Genomic DNA, 24,514 nt, shown 5'->3' on the forward strand with positions numbered 1-24,514 from the left:
AAATGAATAAAGGGAGTCATTCTACCCTTACTCAAAAATGTATTTCTATTAGAAAAACGGAAGTGCCTTACACATCGCCGTACAAACGCAGATGGGCTTATTCTTTAGATAAAGGAAATACGGTAAACAAACGGGTGCTGCATATCGCAGGGAGGAGACCTAAAGTTTGATAGGCGCAGGAGTTAGACATTATTCTAACTAAAAAAAGCGAGTGACTCCACCCGCTATGCCTTATAGTTTAAATTTTGTGATATTACTTTTCAGATTTTCTGCTTGCGCTTTTAATTCTGTAGCTAATTTATCAACATTTTCAATGACAGCGGTTTGTTGTTGTGCTGCCGCCGAAACTTCCTCAGCACCTGCAGATGTTTCCTCTGCAATTGCTGCTACTTGTTGGGATTGGGCAGATGTTTCCTGCATCGTTTTCATTTGACGATCAGCAAGGTCAGTAATCGAGGACACAGATACTGCCATTTGGTTAACGGTTTGTGTCATTTCTTCAATGACTGTATTTGTTTCCGTCCCTTTCTTCGCCTCTTGATTAGCTGTTTCTACTTGCTGTGTTATTTGACTAACGACATTTTTCACTTCTTCTTGAATATTTTTGATGAGCTCTGAGATTCCTTGAACCGCTTTAGCACTTTCATCCGCAAGTTTCCTCACTTCTTCCGCTACAACAGCAAACCCTTTGCCATGCTCGCCTGCTCTGGCTGCCTCAATTGAAGCGTTTAATGCAAGCAAATTGGTTTGTGCAGCAATATCACCGACAAGTTGAATAATTTGTCCGACCCTTGCTGCATTATTTTCTAGTCTTTTTACGGTTTCAAGAGAGTGTTGATTGCCTGATGCCAGCGTTTCGATCCCAGTAATAAGCGAATGAATCGCTTTTTTCGAATTAATGAGATCTTCAACTAACTCAGCAGAAACATCTTCTGAGTCCTTAGCCTTTTCCTGCACTTCCTCTGCGATTCTGATGACCTCGTCTACTAATTCAGCTGTCGACTGGGTGGAAACCGCTGAATTTTCAGCACCATGTGAGATTTCTGAGATAGTGACAGAAATGGCTTCTGCCTGATCTGCAGCAATGGAGGACTCTTTGGATATAGCAATTACTTTTTCATTCGTGGCATTGACATTACCATCTATGCTTTGGACCATCTCCTTTAGGCTGTCCAGCATGCGGTTAAACGCTGCTCCAAGAGAACGAATTTCATCGTCTGTTTGCGCAAGCACAACTTCTTCCTGAAGATTGCCGTCCGCTGCTCTTAATGCGGAATGCTCAAGGCTCTGCAAAGGCTTTGTAATGAACCCAGCTGCAAAAAACGCTAATACACCTGACCAAAATGCACCTAACATCAAAATGAAGATGTTGAAAGCCACGATAGGTATCGGTATGTAGGCTTCAATGAGCGGATAGAGAAATTGAATGCATATCGCGCTGATTGAATATGTAATGATGGCAAGGACCGAGATGAGTATGACTAATTTTTTTCGTAAACTAAATTTAAACTTCCGCTTTTCCATTTTTGCCCCCTGAGAATTGTTTAATAGTCATCTTTTTGAGGTTGATCTTTGATCATTGCTGCAATTTTTTCTATGTCTGAGTTCAACTCAAGAAAAGTTTGTTTATATAATGCTAATGGGCCGCCATACGGGTCGATGATATCTCTATTTAATTGACCGTGCGCGTACTCCTTCACCGTAAATGTTTTTCCATTTGCATTTGCAAATTGTTGCAATATGGCCGATTTATGACCATTTGTCATTGTAAGAATATGCGTTGCCCAGTCAACAAGCTCATCCGTTAACATCGAGGAATCATGATTGATTTCTATTCCCTCCTCCAACAGCACTTGTTTCGTATGTGCAGACGCATCACTGCCATTCGCAGCGTAAATCCCCGCCGACCTAGCTTCCACTCCAGAAAATCCCCTACTATTCAAAATAGCCTCCGCCATCGGGCTTCTACAAGTATTCCCCGTACAAACAAACAAAACATGAGCCATAAAGCTCCCTCCTTTCCTTACATTATAATCCAAAATCCCTATTTCACATAGAAAAAAAGGGTGCCTGTCACCGCCAAATTTCGACAATTGTAGTAATTTGGTGCCTGTCACCGTCATATTTCGACAATTCTTCTATATCTATAGGAAAAGGAGTTTGATTCCGAACGCTAGGAGGATGCCGCCACCTAGTGAAGCGCTGTAGCGTCCTAGCCAGCCTTGGACTTTGCGGCCGATGAGGAGGCCGGTCCATGTGAGCAGCATGGCGCTGATGCCGAATAGGGTGAGAACCAATGCTGTTTTTGCTCCGAAGATGCCTAGGGTTAAACCGACCGAAAAACTATCTAGACTAACGCTCAAAGCAAACAAAAGTAAGCCCATGCCCACCGGAGTGATTAAGCTCTCTTCTTCCTTTTTCATACTGGACCAAAGCATCTGCAATCCTAAGATGATCATCAGCCCTCCACCAATATAGGCAGAGATTTCACTAAACTGATCTGAAAGAAACCTGCCAAGCAGCATTCCTACTAACGGCATCATGACATGAAATAATCCTATGGTCACACCTATTTTAAATATTTGTTTATATCGCAGCTTGTACATTCCCATACCTAAACCAACCGAAAAGGCGTCCATGCCTAGGGCAAAAGCCATTAGCGCTAGTGTAAGTATTTCTCCTACTATTACTGACATCCTATCTGCCTCCTTGGACTTGCTATTTCAGCATATGCACGTCCAAGGTCATTTAGAATCTTACAAATCCCGGATTTTACGAGCGCTTTCTTCCTTTATTACATTTACTATTCCCTCCGCTTTCAAATCTACAGTAAAGCTGCAATTTTTCACAAGAGCTAAGCGAACGTCAAAAAAAATGATCCCCTCCCTGCAGCACATACCCTCATCCCATGCAAAAAACGCCGACATACATTGTCAGCGTCAAAACCCCTAAATTGAAATCACACGATGACCTGCTGCTTTAACCAACCTATTCATTACAGCAGCCCCGACACCCTCGGCAGAAAATACTTCACCATAGATGATATCAATGTCAGCATGATTAAATTGTCTCAATGCATCATACAATCCTGAAGCAACCGTTTCTAAGTTCGATCTTCTTCCACAGGCAATCACAACATTCGCATCATAAAAATCTGTATTTTCCTCTGTTGTTAATACACCAACGGTTAAGCCCTCGTTTCGCTTTTCAGACACAAGCTTTTGAATCGCTTCCTTAGAACCTTCCACTAAATAGAGCGGCGCATTTGGCGCATAATGCTGATACTTCATTCCTGGAGACCTTGGGGCTTGTGCTGTGTCCTGTAAGGCCGGGTCCATCTTCACCTCACCGATGACTTCGACAAGCTGCTCCTTTGTGATTCCTCCTGGTCGCAAGATCGTCGGAATCTCCTCTGTGCAATCCAACACCGTCGATTCCAGACCAACACCAGTTGGACCGCCATCAACCACTCCAGCTATCCTGCCATTCAAATCTTCCCAGACATGGGCAGCTGTTGTAGGACTTGGTTTTCCGGAACGATTTGCACTCGGTGCTGCTATCGGCAGATTCGTTTTCTTTAGCAGAGCCAGTGCAACCGGATGATCTGGCATCCTAACACCGACAGTTGCTAACCCGGCCGTAGCTAAATCGGATAATGCCCCATCCCTTTTATTGAAAACCAACGTTAATGGGCCTGGCCAAAAAGCATCCATTAAGCGTTCTGCTTTAGCAGGAATATCCTCTACAAATGCCGCTAACTGACCGCGCTCAGCAATGTGAATGATTAATGGATTATCTGCCGGACGTCCTTTTGCCGCAAAAATTTTCCCAACCGCCTCGTCGTTTTCCGCATTTCCGCCTAAGCCATATACCGTTTCTGTAGGAAAAGCTACAGCTTCATTCTCCATGAGTTTTTGGGATGCTTGAGTGATCTGTGGGTAACTCTCCAGGTTATCCACATTTTTATCCACCGACCATCTACTTGTATTCATATATATCCACCTTCATTACAATTGTCATTTAGATTAAAAGAATCCTTTATATTCTTTACTTTTTTACCAATCACCTTTGAAAGTATAAAAGAAGATGGGGGATAACTCAAGCGATTATCCACAAATTGTGTATAATTCTTCTGTTTCTGTGTATAACTTTGTTGCTCTATCCACAATTTAGATAGAAAATTGCAAAAAGAAAGAGTTATCCACAGTCAAAACATGCTGAACATGAGATGACTGTAGAAGAGATGTTGGTAAGTCAGCCTTTTCAGCTTTCTTAAATCCCATCAATAGGAATAATTCAAGTGTGCTCCGTTTATTCGATGCTAAAAATACAGATGTTAAGCCTTTATCTTTCGCTAAAGCAAATATCTGTTGTAAAAGATAAAGCAGATCATGCTCGGAAGTTCCTGCCCTCATTACAAGTGATCGCAGGAGTCCACAATCATCATATGGTTCTATCCCTACACCTGCTTTCAATTCTCCCTGATCATCCTCCATTAGGATAAAGTAATCAATGGCTTCAGCCACACCCTCCGTACTTAAACTTGCTTCTTGTAAAAAACTCATTAATCTACCAATATCATTTGATTGCGCTACTCTAACTGTACTTGTCGTCACCCATCTTCACCTCTATCGAATTTTATACTCTATGAATATGAATCCTTCAAAAAAACTAGAACAAAAAATTCTACTAGAAATGAAAGTTTAACCAAAGATTTTATCCCAAAGCTCAACAAGAAAGAATTTTACTTCTACTTCTTCTTCATCTTCCTCCCCCGTATATACAGGGTCTTCCTCTTCTTCATTTGCTTTTTCCTTCTCTACTTTTTCTTCACCCTCTGCGACCGACTGCTCATCTTCTTTTTTATCTTCTGTAAAGCCTTCACTTACAGCAACACCGTTTGAAAAGTCAAGAAAGCATAAAGGCGGAAATAAAACACACCACCAGTTTGCACCCTCTCCTTCACCAAGAGTAATAAGAATCGCTTCATACTCTCCAGCTGGATAAAGGAATTGACCATACAACTTTGTTGGGAAATCCACTTTATCAAAATCAGTTTTTACTGTTTGAGTTGATCCCTCTTCCTTCACTACTCTCTCGGCAATCTTTTGTACCTCTGGAAGCTTTGATTGAATTAATGATCTCGCCTCATCAATAGAGGTTAACTCAGACACCCATTCTGTAATCTGTTTATTCACTTCATCTCTCACTTTTCGCTTGATTGCCTGATCCTTATCTAAATCGCTGTTCGCCAGTATTCTTAACCGAATCGCTTCACTAGGTATGACAAGCGGCTCATCAGCCACTACTTCTGTCTGTGGAATATATAAACTAAATAAAGTCCCAATCGATAAAATTAAAATATATAAGTTCACAATCACTTTTGCATTCATCTTTCCTGCACCATCCCTTCACTATCATCATTGTGGTCAGGATGACAAATTCCTAAACTATTAAAATTAAAAAAATAGAAACGAAAGCGGAGGATGGTTCTTTTGGAACCATTAAGAATCTCACTTATTCCTTCTTCTGAATCTGAAGAAGCAGTTTCAGTATGGCAAAAATTAACCGAGAGGAGGCTATCATTCTTGTATCTTTGTATTATGTATACTTTAAAAAATATCCGGATTTGGCTTTATGAATAGGCGAATAATAAATGATGTATTTTCATTCGATACTGTAGATAAACTCATATCTATTAATGAAAAAGAGTGGTAGGGGATTTCCCGAAGCTTACCGTGCGCTTTCCGCGGGGCGAGCGCCAGGCCGCTTCCGCTACGCTCCTGCAGGGTTTCACCTATCTCGCTTCTCCCACAGGGGTCGAGCGGACACATCTCCAAATCCAAGGAAGTTTGCTTACTTTAACCTTTGTCTACGAGCTGAAATGATGTATTTTCATTCCTCTGCCAAAACAAAAAAAAAACTCCAGCTTAGGGGCTGGAGGCATCCTTTATCCAATCTCGGCAAAAACCATACGATCCTTGCCATTGATATCATTCACTACTTCTACCTTTGCATGTGGGAAGGCTTGTTTAAGCATGGATGCAACCGCCTCACCTTGACCTGCGCCTACTTCAAATCCTAAAAGCGCTTGTTCTTGTACTACTTGTGGAAGTTCGACCATGAATCGACGATATAAATCTAAACCGTCCGCACCTGCAAATAAAGCACGATGGGGTTCATGATCCGTTACGACTTCAGACATCCATTCCACATCTTCAGCTGGAATATAAGGGGGATTGGAGATGACGATATCGTACTTATCTCCCGAATCAATTATCGGCAGCAGCAGGTCACCTTCAATAAAATGGATATCAGCTTGCAAAGCTTCGGCATTTTTCTGAGCTAACGAAAGTGTGGGTCCATAAATATCTGTTGCTGTCACATCTAAGCGATTACTCTCCAGCTTAAGCGTGATAGCAATCGCTCCACTGCCAGTCCCGACATCAACAAGAGCAAGCTGTTTCTTGCCAGCAAATTTGTGCTCAATACGCTGCAAGATCCCGTAAACAAGCTCTTCTGTTTCCGGACGAGGTATCAAGACATCTTCATTCACTTGAAAAGTACGGCCGTAGAACTCCTCATAGCCCATAATATATTGAATCGGCTTGCCGTCTGCGTGTTGCTGTACTGCTTGTTTGAATTGTTCGTATACACCGGCAGGTAATTCTTCGCGCAAGCTCGCCAGAAAGCTCGAGCGGTTCATTTTTAAAAAGTGTCTTAATAATAGCTCACCCGCATTGTCATCACGCTCATATTTTTTTAAAAAAGAAGAAGCCCAGTTAAGGGCTTCATATACTTTCACCGTTGCATTACTCATTTGACGCACTTTCAAGTTTCGCAGACTGCTCTTCTAGAATTAACGAATCAATCACTTCATCAATCTTCCCTTGCAGAATTTGATCAAGCTTCTGAATCGTTAAGCCAATGCGATGATCCGTTACACGGTTTTGCGGGAAGTTATATGTGCGGATACGCTCAGAGCGATCGCCTGTACCTACAGCAGATTTACGTTGCTGATCGTATTCAGCCTGTGCTTCCCGTTGAAACTTATCGTATACACGTGCACGTAAAACCTTCATGGCTTTATCTTTATTTTTAATTTGCGATTTTTCATCCTGACATGAAACAACCGTTCCAGTCGGTATATGCGTAAGCCTGACGGCGGACATTGTCGTGTTGACACTTTGCCCTCCTGGACCGCTTGAAGCAAAGGTATCAACGCGGATATCCTTATCATGAAGCTCAATTTCCACTTCTTCAGCTTCAGGAAGAACCGCTACAGTCGCTGTTGAGGTATGAATACGTCCGCCCGATTCCGTTTCAGGAACGCGCTGCACACGGTGTGCACCATTTTCATACTTAAGCTTTGAGAAAGCACCCTTGCCATTAATAATGAAGATGATTTCTTTATAGCCGCCAACACCTGTAGAACTCATTTCAATCACATCTGTTTTCCAGCCTTGCATTTCTGCAAAACGGCTATACATGCGATAGAGGTCTCCAGCGAATAGGGCTGCTTCATCACCGCCAGCTGCACCGCGGATTTCCATGATAACGTTTTTATCATCATTGGGGTCCTTAGGAACAAGCAGTATCTTTAGTTTCCCTTCTAGCTCTTCCACTTGTGTTTCAAGTTCACCTAGCTCTTCTTTTACCATTTCACGCATGTCTGCATCTAATTTATCCTCGAGCATCGCTTTCGCATCTTTAAATTGTTCGTACACATCTTTATATTTGCGATATGTATCAACCGTTTCTTGAATATCTGATTGCTCTTTGGAATAGTCACGCAGTTTTTTAGGATCATTTACAATTTCAGGATCGCTTAAAAGCTCATTTAACCTTTCATAGCGGTCCTCAACTGATTGAAGACGATCAAACACAATCATTCACCTCTATTTTTTAAAAGCCTATTGACTCAGTCAATAAACATTTATATTATTTATCCGAAAAAATCAGGTATACCACTGATACCTATAACAGTCTAATTATAGTATAGCTGTTTCCACCAGTCAAAACCATACGGTGTTTATGTTTGAAAATTTCGATATTTAGATTGAAGGATAGTTAGTTATTTAATATAGTTAGTTTATACATCATGGAAGTCGAGGTGTTTTAAGCTTGAAGGCAATTATATTAGGCATCTTTGCCGCATTCTTTTTTGCATTTACATTTATATTAAATTCATCGATGGAAATGGATGGCGGAAGCTGGTTTTGGAGTGCATCCTTACGTTACTTATTTATGATTCCAATGCTGCTTGTGATCGTGGCATGCAGGCGCAATTTACGGCAAATGTTTGCAGAAATGAAACGTGCACCTCGAAAATGGCTGATATGGAGCTTCGTAGGCTTTGGTTTGTTTTATGCCCCCATCTGTTTTGCAGCGGCATATGGTCCAGGCTGGCTGATCGCAGGAACGTGGCAGATCACCATTATTTCCGGATCTTTGCTCGCCCCACTGTTTTATGAGACGATTCATACCAAAAAGGGTCCCATACAAATTAAAGGGAAGATTCCTTATCGCGGTTTGATGATGAGCTTGATTATTTTATTGGGTGTGTTTATTATGCAATTCGAGCACGCATCTAAAGTATCCTTAAAAGAAACGTTGCTTTGCGTCATTCCAATTATTATTGCTTCCATTGCTTATCCGTTAGGGAATCGAAAAATGATGGAAGTGACGAATAACCGTTTAGACGCTTACCAAAGGGTGCTCGGTATGACCATTGCCAGTCTGCCCTTTTGGTTCATCCTTGCAGCCATAGGCTTGCAAACATCCGGTATACCAAGCGCTGGGCAAGTTTATCAATCCGGATTAGTCGCGCTCCTATCCGGCGTTTTTGCCACCGTACTATTTTTTGCAGCGACAGATTTAGTTCAAGGGAATATGCAAAAATTGGGTGCGGTTGAAGCTACACAATCATTGGAAGTATTATTTGCGGTTGCAGGAGAGGTCATCTTTCTTTCCAGTGCCTTCCCTTCTAATGTTTCTCTAGCTGGCATGGGCTTAGTCATGCTTGGTATGGCACTTCACAGCTATGTATCGACCTTGCCTGTCAAACCGTAGGTTCATAAGACAGCATAAAAGACGGCGTTCATGCCGTCTTTTTTCCATTAATCATTGTGATCTTCGCGTAGCTTAACATCAATATAATAAGTTGGTAGTGCACCCTGCAGTATTTTATGGAGCTTCTCTTCTGCTTTTTCCCGCTCATTGTCAGTTTTGAAATCTTTCTTCGCATAAGCAGTTACACGCAAATGCTCTCCGTCAATCCAAACCGCACCCGGTTTGTAATCGGTTTCGGTATTAATGACAATGCGAGCCTTATCAATATCGCTGCGCTCACTGACTTTATCTCCATTCGTATTAAGCAGATTCGGGTTTTGCTCATACATGGCAAATTCCTTTGTCGCATCCGGACGATGACCAGCAGGACTGCTCAGCTTTACGCTATTCGCATCGTTCAGGTTATAATCTCTATCTGCATGTTCAGCTTCATGAGATGAAGAACACCCAGCCATGAGAGCAAGCAATAGAATGGAAACACTCAATTTTTTCATTTATTGCACCTCCTGTTGGTAGGTTGCCCAAAGAGTCAGGAGGTAGAACAGACAATTTTTTGAAGGAAAAGGGTGAGTGTTTAGTTTTTGATTTGCGGGCTGGATTTAGGAATATGGCAGAGGTTTTTTGCGAGAATATTTTATTTGGGTCGTTTTATATTAGGTTGGAGGTATTTGATTTAAAGAATTTATCTCCACCATTTATCTGCAGGATTTAATTTATCGGTTTTTGCTCATTATATAAAAGGTTTAAATATTTCAGCAGGAATTTTCGTTTATTTCGGAGAGTAATGATTTTTCCGACGTTTTTCAGCATTATTCCGACGTTTTTCTGCTTAATTCGTTTTTTCCAATATGTGGGTTAATTTTCATTATGTTGTTGACCATTTCCAAATCGCAGACAACCATTGGATTTAAATGATCTTTTCAGGAAGAATTACAGCTTTAAAACCACAAAAAATCTGCATGACTATAGCCAAGCAGATTTTTCTTTAAGTATTCGTCACTTTATCTTCCTGTATGTGACCAGCTGATTTTCCTACTACATGATGGTGGCGACAGCGAGGCTCATACGATTCAGATGCTCCAACTAGAATGACTGGGTCATCAAATGAAGCTGGCTTACCATTGATCAGCCTTTGCGTTCGGCTTGCAGGTGAGCCACAGGTCGCACATACGGCTTGAAGCTTTGTTACTAGCTCTGCAATGGCCATTAGGTCAGGCATTTTTCCAAATGGTACTCCGCGGAAGTCTTGATCAAGGCCTGCGGCGATAACACGATGACCGTTATTCGCAAGTTTTTGAATAACATGGATAATGTCATCATCGAAAAATTGAACCTCATCAATCGCAATCACCTCAATATCAGAAGAGATAAATTGAAAAATCTCACTTGAGTGTGCAACAGGCTGGGCAATAAAAGAGGAGCCATTGTGAGAAACGACTGATTCCTCACTATAACGTTTATCAATTTGTGGTTTAAATACAGCGATTTGCTGTTTGGCAAATTGAGCTCTCCGGACACGGCGAATTAGCTCTTCGGACTTGCCAGAAAACATACTCCCGCAAATCACTTCTACCCATCCATGGTGATTCATTACATACATGAACGGCCTCTCTCCTTCCCAATAAATCTAAGTGGTATCTAGTTGTTAGCTTACCGACTTAATCCCCGATGCATACTGAAGCTAACTTTTAGGATGTCTCATGAATGTTTTTCTTATCCGACATGCATAGGTCGCCTAAAAGCCTCAAAATACTCCAAGGACTTAAACAGAATCGGTCTTACCATAAATAAAAAACAGGCAAGAAACTGCACTTGCCTGTTTTGGTTGTTATTAAAATTATTGCTGCTTCATGCCGTATTTTTTGTTGAAACGATCAACACGTCCGCCAGCTTCAGCGAATTTTTGACGTCCAGTATAGAATGGATGGCACTCAGAGCAAGTCTCAACGCGGATCTCTTGTTGAACAGAACCTGTTTCGAATTCGTTGCCGCATGCACATTTCACCATTGCTTTTTTATAGTTAGGATGAATTCCTGATTTCATTCTTTTCATCTCCTTCCGCCCTGAATCATTCTGAGACAGAGTTATATAGTTACGGTTACCCGTAATCTTCAAAAACATACTGGAATTATTATAACAAGTACCAGCGTAATTTGCAATAAAGGTTTTCTTATTAGTTTATTCCACTTAATTCCATTATTAATGTGAGCGCTTTGCCTTCATCTCTTCAGCTAAATTTGCAAAGAATTCCTCATTGGATTTCGTTTGCTTTAGCTTACGCATGAACTTTTCTACAAAGTCAGGGGAATCTGTCATGGATTTTCTAATTGCCCATAGTTTATCAAGATGATCCTTAGGAATCAACAATTCTTCCTTACGTGTACCTGAACGACGAATATCAATGGCAGGGAAGATTCTTCTTTCTGCAAGTTGACGGTCAAGATGAAGCTCCATGTTGCCTGTTCCTTTGAATTCTTCATATATAACGTCATCCATGCGAGAGCCTGTATCGACTAGTGCAGTTGCAAGAATCGTTAAGCTTCCACCCTCTTCAATATTACGAGCCGCACCGAAGAAGCGCTTTGGACGGTGGAAGGCAGCTGGGTCGATACCACCCGATAATGTTCTTCCGCTTGGCGGAATGACCAGGTTATAGGCTCTTGCCAGTCTTGTGATGCTATCCATTAGGATGACTACATCCCGCTTATGCTCAACAAGGCGCATCGCTCGCTCTAATACAAGCTCTGCGACTTTAATATGGTTCTCAGGCACTTCATCGAAAGTGGAGCTGACTACATCGCCAGCGACAGAACGTTCGATATCCGTTACTTCCTCTGGACGCTCGTCAATTAATAAGACGATCAGCTCTGCATCGGGATGATTGGTTGTAATGCTATTGGCAATTTCTTTTAATAACATCGTTTTACCCGCTTTAGGCGGTGCAACAATTAAACCACGCTGACCGAAGCCGACTGGAGCGAGCAGATCCATGATGCGCGTAGAAATATGTTTTGTTGACGTTTCCAAATTCATGTGACGATCTGGATAAAGCGGAGTTAATCCAGGGAAATGAACACGTTCCTTTGCCGATTCTGGATCATCGCCATTTACCGCTTCCACTTGAAGCAAACCAAAGTAACGCTCATTTTCTTTCGGCGGACGTACTTTACCAGATACTTTATCACCGTTTCTTAAATCAAAGCGGCGGATTTGTGAGGCAGAAATATAAATATCCTCTGAACTCGGTGAATAGTTAATCGGTCTTAAGAAACCAAAGCCTTCAGACTGAATAATTTCCAAAACGCCTTCCATGAAGAAATAGCCCTCTTGCTCCGCTCTCGCTTTTAAGATGGCAAAAATTAATTCCTTCTTTGATAATTTGCTATAATAAGAAACTTTATATTCGCGAGCATGCTCATAAAGCTCTTTCAACTTCATATTTTCTAAACTAGAAATATTTAATCCCATTTCGACACCACTCTTTAGAATTTTCAATCATTTTCCCCATATGCAAATATACCTTAAAAGCGAACAAATACTATGGTTGGAAAAAGGAAAGATTTTATTTTTTGAGGTTTCCTGAAGTAATTGAAGAGTACAAAAATTTTCTTCATTTATAAGGAGGAAAATCACGGAGAGCAGCTAATAGTTTACCAAGCTTCATCTGCTATATTCGCCTGTACTTTTTTAGCTTAGCTTTCCAATATATAAAATAATCTTTATTTTACCTCTTATTTATGAGTTTAGGCAACTGTAATTTTTTTCTTTTTTTGATGAAAGGTCATGTTGGAAGGAGTTTTGATTTTTTTTGAGGCTATCGGCCGGAATAAATCCGGCCTTGCCCATTCTTATTCCATAACTAAGTTCGGCTTTTTCTTGAAGCTGTGACTTCCTTCAATGAAACGAACCGTGCCTGATTTCGCACGCATAACTACAGAATGAGTGGAACCATGAGATCCTTTAAATTGAACACCTTTTAAAAGCTCTCCATCAGTGATGCCTGTTGCGGCAAATATGGCATCATCACCTTTAACTAAATCATCCATCAGTAGGACTTTGTTTACGTCTAAGCCCATTTTGATGCAGCGTTCAACTTCAGCATCATTTTGCGGCAATAATTTTCCTTGAAGCTCTCCGCCGAGGCATTTTAATGCTACTGCTGCAAGCACACCTTCTGGCGCTCCGCCTGATCCGAATAAAATATCAACACCTGTATGATCGAAAGCAGTGTTTATCGCACCTGCAACATCACCTTCATTGATTAATTTAATTCTTGCTCCTGCTGCGCGAAGCTCGCTGATGATATGTTCGTGTCGCTCACGGTTCAACACGGTTGCAACAACATCTTCAATATTTTTATTTTTTGCTTTTGCTACTGCTCTTAAGTTGTCAATAATCGGTGCATTGATGTCAATTTTACCGACTGCCTCTGGTCCTACTGCAATTTTATCCATATACATATCAGGAGCATTTAAAAGGTTGCCTTTGTCTGCGACAGCAAGAACTGCTAGCGCATTCCATCCACCAGATGCAACAATGCTTGTCCCTTCAACTGGATCCACTGCAATATCCACAAGAGGTCCATTGCCCGTTCCAAGCTCTTCACCAATGTATAGCATTGGTGCTTCATCCATTTCACCTTCACCAATTACAACCGTTCCCTGCATCGGCACTGTATTAAATATGTCTCTCATTGCAGACGTTGCTGCTCCATCTGCTTCATCTTTCATGCCGCGTCCCATCCAGCGGGCAGACGCTAGTGCCGCACCCTCTGTTACACGGACGAGCTCCATTGATAAACTTCTTTCCATTAGTTGTTCCTCCCCAATCTTAGCTCTATTTTAACTCGAAATTAAAAGACTTCGAGTAAAATTGATGTGTTGTCTTTGTTGAATTTGTTCCTCGTTTTTCCCTTAAGCGTTATTCAACTGCTCTATTTCTTGATCAGAGAGTTTTTCACGCCAAATGGTTGCTCCGAGTCCATTCAATTTTTCAACTAAATGACTGTAGCCTCTATCGATATGTTCGAGACCGGTTACTTCAGTCACTCCTTCGGCCATTAGGCCTGCAATCACAAGCGCTGCACCAGCTCTTAAGTCACTTGCCTTCACTTTGGCACCTTGAAGCGTGATCGGACCATTAATAATGGCTGATCGACCTTCTACTTTAATATTGGCATTCATTCTTCTTAGCTCATCAATATGTTTAAAGCGGGCACCATATATTGTATCCGTCACCATGCTAGTCCCTTCGGCTGCGGTTAGCAATGAGGTTAACGGCTGCTGCAAATCAGTTGGAAAACCAGGATAGACAAGCGTTTTGATGTCGACTGCTTTCATTTTCTCTGCAGGACCGACAAATACTTGATCATCTCCGGCTTCGATTTGGATCCCCATTTCTCGTAGCTTTGCAATAAGAGATTCTAAATGATGAGGAATGACATTATCAATTAATACGCCATCACCTGAGGATGCAGCCAGAACCATGTATGTACCTGCCTCAATTCTATCAGGAATGATGGTATGCTGGCAGCCATGTAAATGTTCTACACCGTCAATACGGATCACATCCGTACCAGCACCTTTTATTTTTGCACCCATATTTGTCAGCAATGTAGCGACATCGATGATTTCAGGTTCCTTTGCTGCATTCTCAATCACAGTACGGCCCTTGGCCCTTACAGCTGCGAGCATGATATTAATCGTGGCGCCCACGCTTACGACATCCAAATAAATGCGGGCTCCACGCAGCTCTTCCGCACGAAGGTATATGGCACCTTGCTCATTAGTAACACTGGCACCTAATGCCTCGAAGCCTTTAATATGCTGGTCTATTGGACGAGGTCCTAAGTGACATCCTCCAGGCAAGCCGATCACTGCTTTGTTAAATCTACCAAGCATGGCACCCATCAGATAATAGGAAGCGCGAAGTTTCTTAACTTTTCCGTTCGGCAAAGGCATGGAGATCATGGAGGACGGATCGACAGTCATATCCCCATCTGCAAAATCTACTGTTCCACCAATCTCTTCAAGCAGCCCTTTTAATATTTGAACATCAGAAATATCAGGTAAACCTTCAATTGTTACAGGCGAATCCGCCAGTATTGTTGCTGGAATAAGTGCCACAGCACTGTTCTTTGCTCCGCTGATTCTAACTGTTCCCTTTAGAGGATGGCCGCCTGCAATCATAAGCTTTTCCATTTTGAACTCCCTTCTAAGCCGTTAGAAAAGCTGCCCTAATGACCGCTTTTCTCTTCATTTAGCACGTATAAGCTTGTCCTATTGTTAAGATATCGTTCTGTACATTCAGCCTATCGATATAGATTTCTTTAAGTTTTGAACCAAACAACCGAATCCCGTATTTAAATAAACACAGGCTAAAAAACGCATTCTCCTTCTTCGGCTTCATTACCATTGTAGTCTTTATGTTGGAAAATTAAGCATCTTTATGTTAACATGTCTTGCCAATTTTAAAAAGCTTCCATACCTAGGAAATATTTTACCACACTTCGCCAAAACCTTTTAATTATAGTTTACACGAATATTGCATCACCATGTACGTGCGAATAAAATTGTTACAATGATGTAAATCATTTGGAATAGAATTGTAGAAGTTCATTCAAGTGGCCATTGATTCGATGGGAAACAGCTAAAGAAACACCCGTCAAGCGGACGAGCATGGAAAACGAAGAGCAAAGATAAGATATCCAAAAATTACCAATATTTGATCGTGTAAAAATACGGAAACCGCCCAATTTGTGACGGTTTCCGATGCTGGTTATGCTTATGCTTTACTTGAAGAACCGAATTCGCGCATTTTTCCAGCGACAGTTTCTTTAATCGCTTCACGAGCTGGTCCTAAATATTTGCGTGGATCATACACATTTTCATCTGCTGCTAATACTTCACGAACTCTCTTCGCAGACGCAATTTGATTTTCTGTATTCACGTTAATCTTTGCTGTTCCTAGAGAGATGGATTTTTGGATATCCTTTGTAGGGATTCCAGTACCTCCATGAAGGACAAGAGGAACACCAGTTAGCCCCCTGATTTCCTCCATCTCAGTGAAACCAAGATTAGGTTCACCTTTATATGGACCATGGACAGATCCAAGTGCTGGAGCCAGGCAATCAATGCCTGTACGCTTCACTAACTCTTCGCATTCTTTTGCATCAGCATAGATAACGCCATCAGCAATGACATCATCCTCTTGCCCGCCAACTGTTCCAAGCTCTGCTTCGACAGAGACACCCTTTGCATGTGCATATTCAACCACTTTAGTTGTCGTTTCAATATTCACTTCGAAAGGATCATGGGAAGCGTCAATCATAACCGATGTAAAGCCAGCATCAATCGCTTCTTTACACTTATCATAGCTTGAACCGTGATCAAGGTGAATGGCTACCGGTACAGTAACTTTGTAATCTTCCAGCAACCCTTCGACCATTTTTACAACTGTTTTAAAACCGCCCATATAACGGCCGGCACCCTCAGAAACACCTAGAATAACAGGTGACTTTTCCTCTTCAGCCGCTTGAAGGATGGCTTGAGTGAATTCTAGATTGTTTAAATTAAATTGACCTACAGCATAGCCTTCTGCGTTTGCTTTTTTTAGCATGTCTGTCATAGATACTAAAGGCATATGTTACTTCCTCCTTTATCATGATCGTCGTTTTTACCAATGCTCCACTACTATTAAAGGTTAACCCTTACTATTTATGATTATGTACCCCTTTTAAACATAGTAAAACGATTACGATTCATTGAAATTCCATTTGTTATCATACCAAAATGAAACGCTAAATGCTATGATTCGGTCGTTTTTTCTCTTGCTTAAAAACAGGCCTCATGAAAAAAGAACTTTTTTTGCACTATTTAGGAACCGGCAAATATTTCTTCACAGCCGCTCTAATATCATCAATATCAAACGGCTTGGCAAAATGCGTTAGTGCACCTAAATCCTTCGCCTCTTGGATCATATCCAGCTCTCCATAAGCGGTCATGATAATAACCCTTATATCTTTATTATCTACTCTCATTCTCTTTAATATTTCAATTCCATCCATTCCCGGAATTTTCATATCGAGAAGCACGAGGTCTGGAGAATGTTTAGAAACGATATCTAGCGCCTGGACACCATTAGCTGCCTGGAACGTTTCGTACCCTTCTTTTTGCAAGACCTCATTGAGTAAAATTCTTATCCCAAATTGGTCATCGACAATTAATATCTTCCCTTTCATAAAGCACCTCTCATTCCTTTGTCATCTCTTCTATTTACAACCGTTTAACCACTCAATACTCCTTTTTGTTAAATTCGACTTCAAATTGTAATTTCCTGCCTTGTTTTTTTAAAATATCTTAATTTTACCTTTGCTTCTTATTTCAATATAATTAAATCACATACATAGTAAAGGAGGAGCAAATTTTGTTAAAAATGTTTTCTACCCAGCTTTTCGGCCTCTTTAAAAAATTGCATGAAAAGGAGGAAGAGGCAATTGAAGATAGCGCCCGTCTGCTCGCTCAAGCAGCAGCAGGTTCTGGAAAAATATATATATACGGAGCCGATGAAATGAGCGCAGTTAGCTTTGAGGCAACTGCTGGCCAAGAGCCTCTGCAATCTGCAGCCATTTGGAATGAAGATCAGTCATTTGAAGAGATTTCAGACACCGATCGGTTTTTAATAATTACAAGAGAGTCCAATCATCCAAAAGCTATTCGTTTAGCAGAATACCTTTCAGGTCGATTCATTCCTTTTGCATCGATCAGTGCCAAATCAGTAGAGGGTGAATATCAATTGTCACAGCTAGCTGATGTGCATATTGATTTGCAATTAAATAAAGGCCTTCTCCCTGACGATGAAGGAAATCGTTTTGGCTATCCATCCTCTATCGCGGCTTTATTCATTTACCACGGAATCAAATTCACCATAGATGAAATCATAAATGATTATTAATAGGTTCTTCCAGTCCGTGAAAGCATCAATCCGATAAAAAAAAGACGACTTCACCATCTCTCATGAGAAAGTGAGTCGTCTTTTTAACATTCATTTATTCATTATTTTTTAGTGATGCGCCAACAAAGTCACGGAATAACGGCTGTGGACGCGTTGGTCTTGAAGTGAACTCCGGATGGAATTGAGATGCAACAAACCAAGGGTGATCCTTAAGCTCAATGATTTCTACCAGACGGCCATCTGGGCTTGTTCCAGAGAAGACGAATCCTAATTTCTCCATATCTTGACGGAAGTGATTATTAAACTCATAGCGATGGCGATGACGCTCGTATACGACTTCATCTTGATAAGCTTCATAAGCAAGTGTGCCTTCTTCTAACTTACATGCTTGCAGGCCAAGTCTTAATGTACCACCAAGATCTTCAATATCCTTCTGTTCTGGTAAAAGATCAATGATAGGGTATTTTGTATCAGGGTTGATTTCAGCAGAGTGCGCTCCATCAAGCCCTAATACATTTCTTGCAAACTCAATAGAAGCAAGCTGCATACCTAGACATATGCCAAGGAACGGCTTCTTGTTTTCACGCGCGTACTGAGTCGCAAGAATTTTACCTTCGATTCCCCTATCTCCGAAACCACCAGGAACCAGGATGCCATCCACTTCAGAAAGCAGTTCGTTCACATTTTCTTTCGTTACATTTTCAGAATTAATCCATTTTACTTCAACCTCAGCATCGTGTGCATATCCTGCATGCTTTAATGCTTCTACTACGGAAATATAAGCATCTTGCAGCTCAACATATTTCCCAACAAGACCAATCTTTGTTTTCTTTGTCAGATGTAGAACTTTGTCAACCAGCTGCTTCCATTCTGTCATGTCCGCTTCTTCACAATCCAATTTCATTTCTTTACATACAATGCGGTCCAGCCCTTGCTCTTGAAGAGCCAACGGAATGGTATATAATGTTTCTGCATCACGGCACTCAATAACTGCATCTTTATCGATATCACAAAATAATGCCAGCTTGTCCTTCATTTCCTGTGAAATAGGCATTTCGGTACGTACCACAACGACGTTAGGCTGAATACCTAAGCTTCTTAATTCCTTCACACTATGTTGAGTTGGCTTTGTTTTCATTTCGCCAGCTGCTTTGATATAAGGCACAAGAGTACAGTGAATATACATTACATTGTCGCGGCCGATATCACTTTTAATTTGACGAATCGCCTCAAGGAATGGCAAAGATTCAATATCTCCTACAGTACCGCCAATTTCAGTAATGACGACATCCGCATTCGTTTCATGACCTGCACGGAAGACCTTTTCTTTAATCTCATTTGTTACATGCGGGATGACTTGGACTGTACCGCCATTATAATCACCACGGCGTTCTTTACGTAGAACGGTTGAATAAATCTTACCAGTTGTCACACTGCTGTATTTTGTTAAATTGATATCAACAAATCGCTCATAATGTCCTAAGTCAAGATCTGTTTCAGCACCATCGCCTGTAACGTAAACTTCACCATGCTGATAAGGACTCATCGTACCTGGGTCCACATTGATGTATGGATCAAATTTTTGAATCGTTACACTCATGCCTCTATTCTTCAACAGACGGCCTAATGATGCCGCCACAATACCTTTTCCTAATGACGATACAACGCCACCAGTAACAAAAATATATTTTGTCATTGAAAATTCCCCCTTAACTATACGTAGTTTGTGCATTAAACGCTTTGTTTAAGACCAAAAAAATTGTTTTGTTCAACAGCTAAATATTCTTAAGCGCTGCACTCACACTCATAAAAAAAATAAAAAGCGCTCCGCTTACTATCGAAAGTAAGGGAGCGCTATTAGCGTATCAATAAATGATCGTTCCTTGTTAAAGGAGCCCAAAAATGATTCTACAAGGCTCCAAGAAAAAAGTCAAGGCTATTATTTAACCTCATCCTCTTCGTCTTCATCAAGATCATCATCTTCATCTAATTCTTCTTCATCTAAATCCTCATCAATTAAATCTTCATCATCTTCTAAATCATCGTCTTCCAAATCGTCGTCATCACTGTCATCCAGTAAATCATCCACATCATCGTCTTCTAAATCCTCATCAAAATCATCTAAGTCATCATAGTCGATGTCTTCTTCTTCATCAAAATCATCTGCAACTACTTTTTTCGCCTTTTTCTTCTTAGGCTTAATTACGGAAACAACTTCTTCTTCATATTGCTCCACAGGATACCAAGCACGCAGTCCCCAACGATTATCACCAAGTCCAATAAAATGGCCTTCTATATTCAAGTCGGTATAAAATTGTGCAATTTTCGATTTAACTTCAGCGTCAGAAAGATCCAACCTTTTGGTGAGTTCTTTCATAATATCTTGGAATGCCATTGGTTCCTTTTTGGTCACTAACAATTCGTGAGCAACCTCTATTAATGACATTTCTTTTAATTCTGCTTTTGTGTGTCCGTTTAAATTCAAGATTAACACGTCCTTTCCCTATGTAACGCTATTTATTAGCGAAAAAAAAATAGATTGCAATCAATGACAGGTGCATACAATCAATTTTTTTAAAATCCTATGGTCAAAAAAATAGTCACTTCATTCTTAAACTTTTTGGCAAAAGAATGCATATTCTTCATTATAAACAACTTTTTAGTGTTTATGCTAGTTATTATGTGAAGTTTTCCTACTTTTTACAGCCTTCTTTATCTTCTCTCATAGCTTTTTTCACTTGAAAAAAGGCCAACCACATAAAAAAAAGGGACAATAAAAAGAAAGGAATCGCCCCGAGCTGACTCTTATAGAGAAAATAAAATCCGATGAAAAAGCCGATCACTGCCACCGCGAAAAATAAAAGTTTCACCTTGCTCACATCCTGCGATCAATATCCATGGAGCCACACTTCAATAATAAATTTCATTATAAAGGAAATTCCATTTGATTATATATCAATGAATGGCAGAAATAAAATCAGTATTTAAAAATACTGGTTTTCTTAGCGCAATGCAGGCTTGCAGCAACTAGCTGCAAGCCTATATAACGATTACATATTGCGACGATATTGTCCGCCTACTTCATATAAAGAATTGGTGATCTGTCCTAAGCTTGCGACCTTAACAGTTTCCATTAATTCCGCAAATATATTGCCTCCGCTAACAGCTGTTTCCTTCAATCGGGTTAACGCTGCAGACGTTTGATCTTTATGCTCATCCTGGAACTGACGCAAATGGCGGATTTGCGTTTCTTTCTCTTCCTTGGATGCGCGAGCAAGTTCCATATTATCCATGTCTTCCTCTGAAGCAGGATTTGGATTCAGGTAAGTGTTTACACCGATAATTGGTAATTCACCTGTATGCTTTTTCATTTCATAATGCATGGACTCATCTTGGATTTTCCCACGCTGATATTGCGTTTCCATTGCACCAAGGACTCCGCCTCGATCATTGATCCGCTCAAACTCCTGAAGCACTTGTTCTTCTACTAAGTCTGTTAGCTCATCAATAATGAACGCCCCTTGAAGGGGATTTTCATTTTTCGCTAAGCCATGCTCTTTCGTAATAATCATTTGAATGGCCATCGCACGTCGAACTGATTCTTCTGTTGGTGTTGTAATAGCTTCATCGTAAGCATTTGTATGCAGAGAGTTACAGTTATCCTGCAATGCCATTAACGCCTGCAATGTCGTCCGAATATCATTGAAGTCAATTTCTTGAGCATGCAATGAACGTCCAGATGTTTGGATATGATACTTAAGCTTCTGGCTTCTTTCGTTTGCACCATATTTACTTCTCATTACTGTTGCCCAAATACGCCTGGCTACACGTCCAAGGACGGTATATTCCGGATCAAGTCCGTTTGAGAAAAAGAAGGATAAATTTGGAGCAAAATCATCAATGTTCATCCCTCTGCTCAAATAATACTCTACATAGGTGAATCCGTTTGCCAGCGTAAAGGCCAGCTGTGAAATTGGATTGGCACCCGCCTCCGCAATATGATAGCCGGAAATCGAGACAGAATAATAATTTCGAACCTTTTGGTCAATAAAATATTGTTGAATATCGCCCATCAGACGCAAGGCAAATTCAGTTGAGAAAATACAAGTGTTTTGCCCCTGATCTTCTTTTAATATATCCGCTTGAACTGTGCCCCTTACTGTTTGTAAAGTGAAGCTCTTAACCTCAGTAGCTTCTGCGTCTGTCAAGCTTCGTCCTAGTTCGTCTTCCTTCACTTTCATCTGCTGGGCAATGGCCGTGTTCATAAACATTGCTAGAATGATTGGAGCAGGGCCATTTATAGTCATTGATACTGAAGTAGATGGATGACATAGATCAAATCCTGCGTATAGCTTCTTCATATCTTCCTGTGTACAAATGCTTACACCGCTTTCGCCTACTTTTCCATATATGTCAGGACGATAATCTGGATCTTCACCATATAATGTAACAGAATCGAATGCCGTACTTAATCGTTTAGCATCATCATCTTTTGATAAATAGTGAAAACGGCGATTGGTTCTTTCCGGTGTCCCTTCCCCAGCAAATTGCCTTTTCGGATCTTCCCCTTCACGTTTAAACGGAAATACACCTGCAGTGTAAGGGAATGAGCCTGGTACATTCTCACGATAAACCCAGCGAATCAATTCGCCGTAATCCTTATACTTTGGCAAAGCGACTTTTGGAATGAGCAATCCAGAAAGGCTCTTTGTTTTTAGTTCTGTTACGATTTCCTTATCACGGATTTTCGTTATAAATTGCTCACCAGAATATTTTTCTTGAAGGCTTTCCCAGCCGTCGAGTATTCCCTTCGTTTCTGCTGTCAATTGCGAGCGAGTTTTCTCTTTTATCACTGCGAGTGATTGCAGTACACCTTCATCCGCATGATCCTCCTCTACAGCAAGAATCGCTCCTTCAAGCTGGAATAGCCTTCTTGCAAGGTTTGCTTGTTCTTCTGCCTTTTTGTGATAATTGCGGACAGTTTCTGACACTTCACGCAGATAATAGCGCTGTTCATTAGGAATGATTACATTTTGCTTTTCTACATGGGCATTTTTTTCATAGCTTGATACCCAATCAGTGCCCGTATTTTTATTGATTGCTGCAACAAGATTGGCAAATACAGCATTTGTCCCCGGATCATTAAATTGGCTTGCAATCGTCCCATATACAGGCATCTCATCTAGGTCTTTTTCAAACAGCATATGACTGCGCTGATATTGCTTTTGAACTTGACGTTTGGCATCCTCAGAGCCTTTGCGTTCAAATTTGTTAATGACGATTAAATCCGCATAATCGATCATATCAATTTTTTCAAGCTGAGATGGAGCACCGAATTCACTTGTCATTACGTACATCGAGACATCACAAATTTCTGTAATTTGTGCATCCCCTTGACCGATACCACTAGTCTCAACAATGATTAAATCAAATCCGGCTGCCTTTGTAACCGAAATGGCATCCTTTATAGCAAGTGAAAGCTCACTCTTAGACTGCCTTGTCGCCAGACTCCTCATATACACACGCGGATTAAAGATTGCATTCATACGGATGCGGTCACCAAGCAATGCGCCACCCGTTTTTTGCTTTGTCGGGTCAACTGATAAAATGGCTACTTTCTTTTCTGGAATATCATGAATGAATCTGCGTATTAACTCATCCGTCAAAGAACTTTTTCCAGCGCCACCTGTCCCAGTTATACCTACGACTGGCACTTTCTTCTCTAACGTTTTGACTTTATCCATTACTTGATCAAGCGCAGCTGCAAGCTCTGGCTCCATACTTACATGATGCTCTGCAACCGTAATCAGTCTTGAAACGCTATTGATATCACCAATAGGCAGTTTCTCAACATGATCCTCTACCTCTCTTGTGAATGTTGGAAAATCACATTCCTCAAGCATTTGGTTAATCATGCCCTGCAGGCCATTTTTACGCCCATCTTCCGGCGAAAAGATTCGTGCAATTCCATATTCATGAAGTTCTTTTATTTCCTTCGGGATAATGACACCGCCGCCGCCGCCGTAAATTCGGATATGAGAAGCACCTTTTTCCTTCAATAGATCGTACATATATTTAAAGTACTCCACATGCCCGCCTTGGTAGGAAGACATGGCAATTCCTTGAACATCCTCATGAATGGCTGCATTCACCACTTCTTCAACAGAGCGGTTATGGCCAAGGTGAATGACCTCCGCACCACTCGCTTGAATAATACGTCTCATAATATTAATCGAAGCATCATGACCATCAAACAAGCTTGAAGCTGTCACAAAACGAACATGATTCTTCGGTTTATAAACCTCAACAGTACTCATATAAATCTCCTCCTCAGAATGCGTAAGTGGCTCGACCAGCCCCGACAAGCTTAAGGCGCGAATGAAATGAAGGTGCCTTCCCTTCAATTCATTTGTGACTTAAGACCTCGAGGGGCTAGCCACTGCAGCTGGACTATCAGAATGCGTAAGTGGCTCGACCAGCCCCGACAAG

The 24,514-nt window shown here is 41.0% G+C and carries 22 protein-coding genes; 2 read left to right on the plus strand and 20 right to left on the minus strand.

Annotated features, from left to right (window positions below):
• Positions 1–231: 231 nt before the first annotated feature.
• The 8 genes from J2S17_RS05490 to prfA all read right to left on the minus strand — a co-directional run bounded on the left by J2S17_RS05490 (position 232) and on the right by prfA (position 7,886).
• A complete protein-coding gene (locus J2S17_RS05490) occupies positions 232–1,524 on the minus strand; it encodes a methyl-accepting chemotaxis protein (RefSeq protein WP_307472700.1) in 1,293 nt (430 codons plus the stop codon).
• A 20-nt stretch (positions 1,525–1,544) separates the two neighbouring features.
• A complete protein-coding gene (locus J2S17_RS05495; RefSeq protein WP_307472702.1) occupies positions 1,545–2,006 on the minus strand; it encodes a low molecular weight protein arginine phosphatase in 462 nt (153 codons plus the stop codon).
• 138 nt (positions 2,007–2,144) lie between these two features.
• Complete coding sequence (locus J2S17_RS05500; RefSeq protein WP_307472704.1) at positions 2,145–2,696, minus strand: manganese efflux pump MntP; 552 nt, start codon at positions 2,694–2,696, stop codon at positions 2,145–2,147.
• A gap of 252 nt (positions 2,697–2,948) precedes the next feature.
• The gene (locus J2S17_RS05505) at positions 2,949–3,992 is read right to left on the minus strand and encodes an L-threonylcarbamoyladenylate synthase (RefSeq protein ID WP_307472706.1); all 1,044 of its coding nucleotides are present in this window, start codon (positions 3,990–3,992) and stop codon (positions 2,949–2,951) included.
• A 177-nt stretch (positions 3,993–4,169) separates the two neighbouring features.
• Positions 4,170–4,616 (minus strand): GNAT family N-acetyltransferase, encoded by a 447-nt coding sequence (locus J2S17_RS05510; RefSeq protein WP_307472708.1) that lies wholly within the window; start codon positions 4,614–4,616, stop codon positions 4,170–4,172.
• 87 nt (positions 4,617–4,703) lie between these two features.
• Positions 4,704–5,393 carry a stage II sporulation protein R gene (spoIIR, locus tag J2S17_RS05515; RefSeq protein WP_307472711.1) on the minus strand — a complete coding sequence of 230 codons (690 nt, stop codon included), beginning with the start codon at positions 5,391–5,393 and terminating at the stop codon, positions 4,704–4,706.
• Positions 5,394–5,950: 557 nt separating this feature from the next.
• Entirely contained in the window at positions 5,951–6,820 is an 870-nt protein-coding gene (gene prmC, locus J2S17_RS05520; RefSeq protein ID WP_307472713.1) for a peptide chain release factor N(5)-glutamine methyltransferase, read from the minus strand.
• Positions 6,813–7,886, minus strand: coding sequence for a peptide chain release factor 1 (gene prfA / locus J2S17_RS05525; RefSeq protein ID WP_307472716.1), 1,074 nt, complete (start codon positions 7,884–7,886; stop codon positions 6,813–6,815). The genes prmC and prfA overlap by 8 nt, the downstream gene beginning before the upstream one ends.
• A 238-nt stretch (positions 7,887–8,124) precedes the next feature.
• Between prfA and J2S17_RS05530 the strand changes: the two genes are divergently transcribed.
• Positions 8,125–9,072, plus strand: coding sequence for a DMT family transporter (locus J2S17_RS05530; RefSeq protein WP_307472718.1), 948 nt, complete (start codon positions 8,125–8,127; stop codon positions 9,070–9,072).
• A 47-nt stretch (positions 9,073–9,119) separates the two neighbouring features.
• Here the strand turns inward: J2S17_RS05530 and J2S17_RS05535 are convergent, their stop codons facing one another.
• The 8 genes from J2S17_RS05535 to J2S17_RS05570 all read right to left on the minus strand — a co-directional run bounded on the left by J2S17_RS05535 (position 9,120) and on the right by J2S17_RS05570 (position 17,312).
• Positions 9,120–9,566: a hypothetical protein gene (locus tag J2S17_RS05535; protein WP_307472720.1), complete on the minus strand. Its 447-nt coding sequence runs from the start codon at positions 9,564–9,566 to the stop codon at positions 9,120–9,122.
• 491 nt (positions 9,567–10,057) lie between these two features.
• Positions 10,058–10,672: a thymidine kinase gene (locus tag J2S17_RS05540; protein ID WP_307472722.1), complete on the minus strand. Its 615-nt coding sequence runs from the start codon at positions 10,670–10,672 to the stop codon at positions 10,058–10,060.
• Between the two features lie 237 nt (positions 10,673–10,909).
• Complete coding sequence (gene rpmE, locus J2S17_RS05545) at positions 10,910–11,116, minus strand: 50S ribosomal protein L31 (RefSeq protein WP_307472750.1); 207 nt, start codon at positions 11,114–11,116, stop codon at positions 10,910–10,912.
• Positions 11,117–11,272: 156 nt separating this feature from the next.
• On the minus strand, positions 11,273–12,541 hold the full coding sequence (gene rho / locus J2S17_RS05550) for a transcription termination factor Rho (RefSeq protein ID WP_307472752.1): 1,269 nt from the start codon (positions 12,539–12,541) through the stop codon (positions 11,273–11,275).
• Positions 12,542–12,921: 380 nt separating this feature from the next.
• Positions 12,922–13,884, minus strand: a complete 963-nt coding sequence (glpX, locus tag J2S17_RS05555; protein WP_307472724.1) for a class II fructose-bisphosphatase — start codon at positions 13,882–13,884, stop codon at positions 12,922–12,924.
• Positions 13,885–13,986: 102 nt separating this feature from the next.
• Complete coding sequence (murA, locus tag J2S17_RS05560) at positions 13,987–15,273, minus strand: UDP-N-acetylglucosamine 1-carboxyvinyltransferase (protein ID WP_307472726.1); 1,287 nt, start codon at positions 15,271–15,273, stop codon at positions 13,987–13,989.
• A gap of 583 nt (positions 15,274–15,856) precedes the next feature.
• Positions 15,857–16,714, minus strand: a complete 858-nt coding sequence (locus tag J2S17_RS05565) for a class II fructose-bisphosphate aldolase (RefSeq protein ID WP_307472728.1) — start codon at positions 16,712–16,714, stop codon at positions 15,857–15,859.
• Positions 16,715–16,943: 229 nt separating this feature from the next.
• Positions 16,944–17,312, minus strand: coding sequence for a response regulator (locus tag J2S17_RS05570; protein ID WP_307472729.1), 369 nt, complete (start codon positions 17,310–17,312; stop codon positions 16,944–16,946).
• A 185-nt stretch (positions 17,313–17,497) separates the two neighbouring features.
• Here J2S17_RS05570 and J2S17_RS05575 point away from each other — a divergent pair, with 185 nt between their 5' ends.
• On the plus strand, positions 17,498–18,025 hold the full coding sequence (locus J2S17_RS05575) for a DUF2529 domain-containing protein (protein ID WP_307472731.1): 528 nt from the start codon (positions 17,498–17,500) through the stop codon (positions 18,023–18,025).
• Between the two features lie 94 nt (positions 18,026–18,119).
• On the opposite strand, the gene pyrG is transcribed toward J2S17_RS05575, so the two are convergent.
• The 4 genes from pyrG to icmF form a co-directional block, all read right to left on the minus strand.
• Positions 18,120–19,721 carry a CTP synthase gene (gene pyrG / locus J2S17_RS05580; protein ID WP_307472733.1) on the minus strand — a complete coding sequence of 534 codons (1,602 nt, stop codon included), beginning with the start codon at positions 19,719–19,721 and terminating at the stop codon, positions 18,120–18,122.
• 243 nt (positions 19,722–19,964) lie between these two features.
• The gene (rpoE, locus tag J2S17_RS05585) at positions 19,965–20,510 is read right to left on the minus strand and encodes a DNA-directed RNA polymerase subunit delta (protein ID WP_307472734.1); all 546 of its coding nucleotides are present in this window, start codon (positions 20,508–20,510) and stop codon (positions 19,965–19,967) included.
• Positions 20,511–20,718: 208 nt separating this feature from the next.
• The gene (locus J2S17_RS05590) at positions 20,719–20,895 is read right to left on the minus strand and encodes a hypothetical protein (RefSeq protein ID WP_307472736.1); all 177 of its coding nucleotides are present in this window, start codon (positions 20,893–20,895) and stop codon (positions 20,719–20,721) included.
• Positions 20,896–21,075: 180 nt separating this feature from the next.
• Complete coding sequence (gene icmF / locus J2S17_RS05595) at positions 21,076–24,342, minus strand: fused isobutyryl-CoA mutase/GTPase IcmF (RefSeq protein ID WP_307472737.1); 3,267 nt, start codon at positions 24,340–24,342, stop codon at positions 21,076–21,078.
• Positions 24,343–24,514: the final 172 nt, after the last annotated feature.

Source organism: Cytobacillus purgationiresistens (genome assembly GCF_030813235.1).
GTDB classification, from domain to species: domain Bacteria; phylum Bacillota; class Bacilli; order Bacillales; family Cytobacillaceae; genus Cytobacillus; species Cytobacillus purgationiresistens.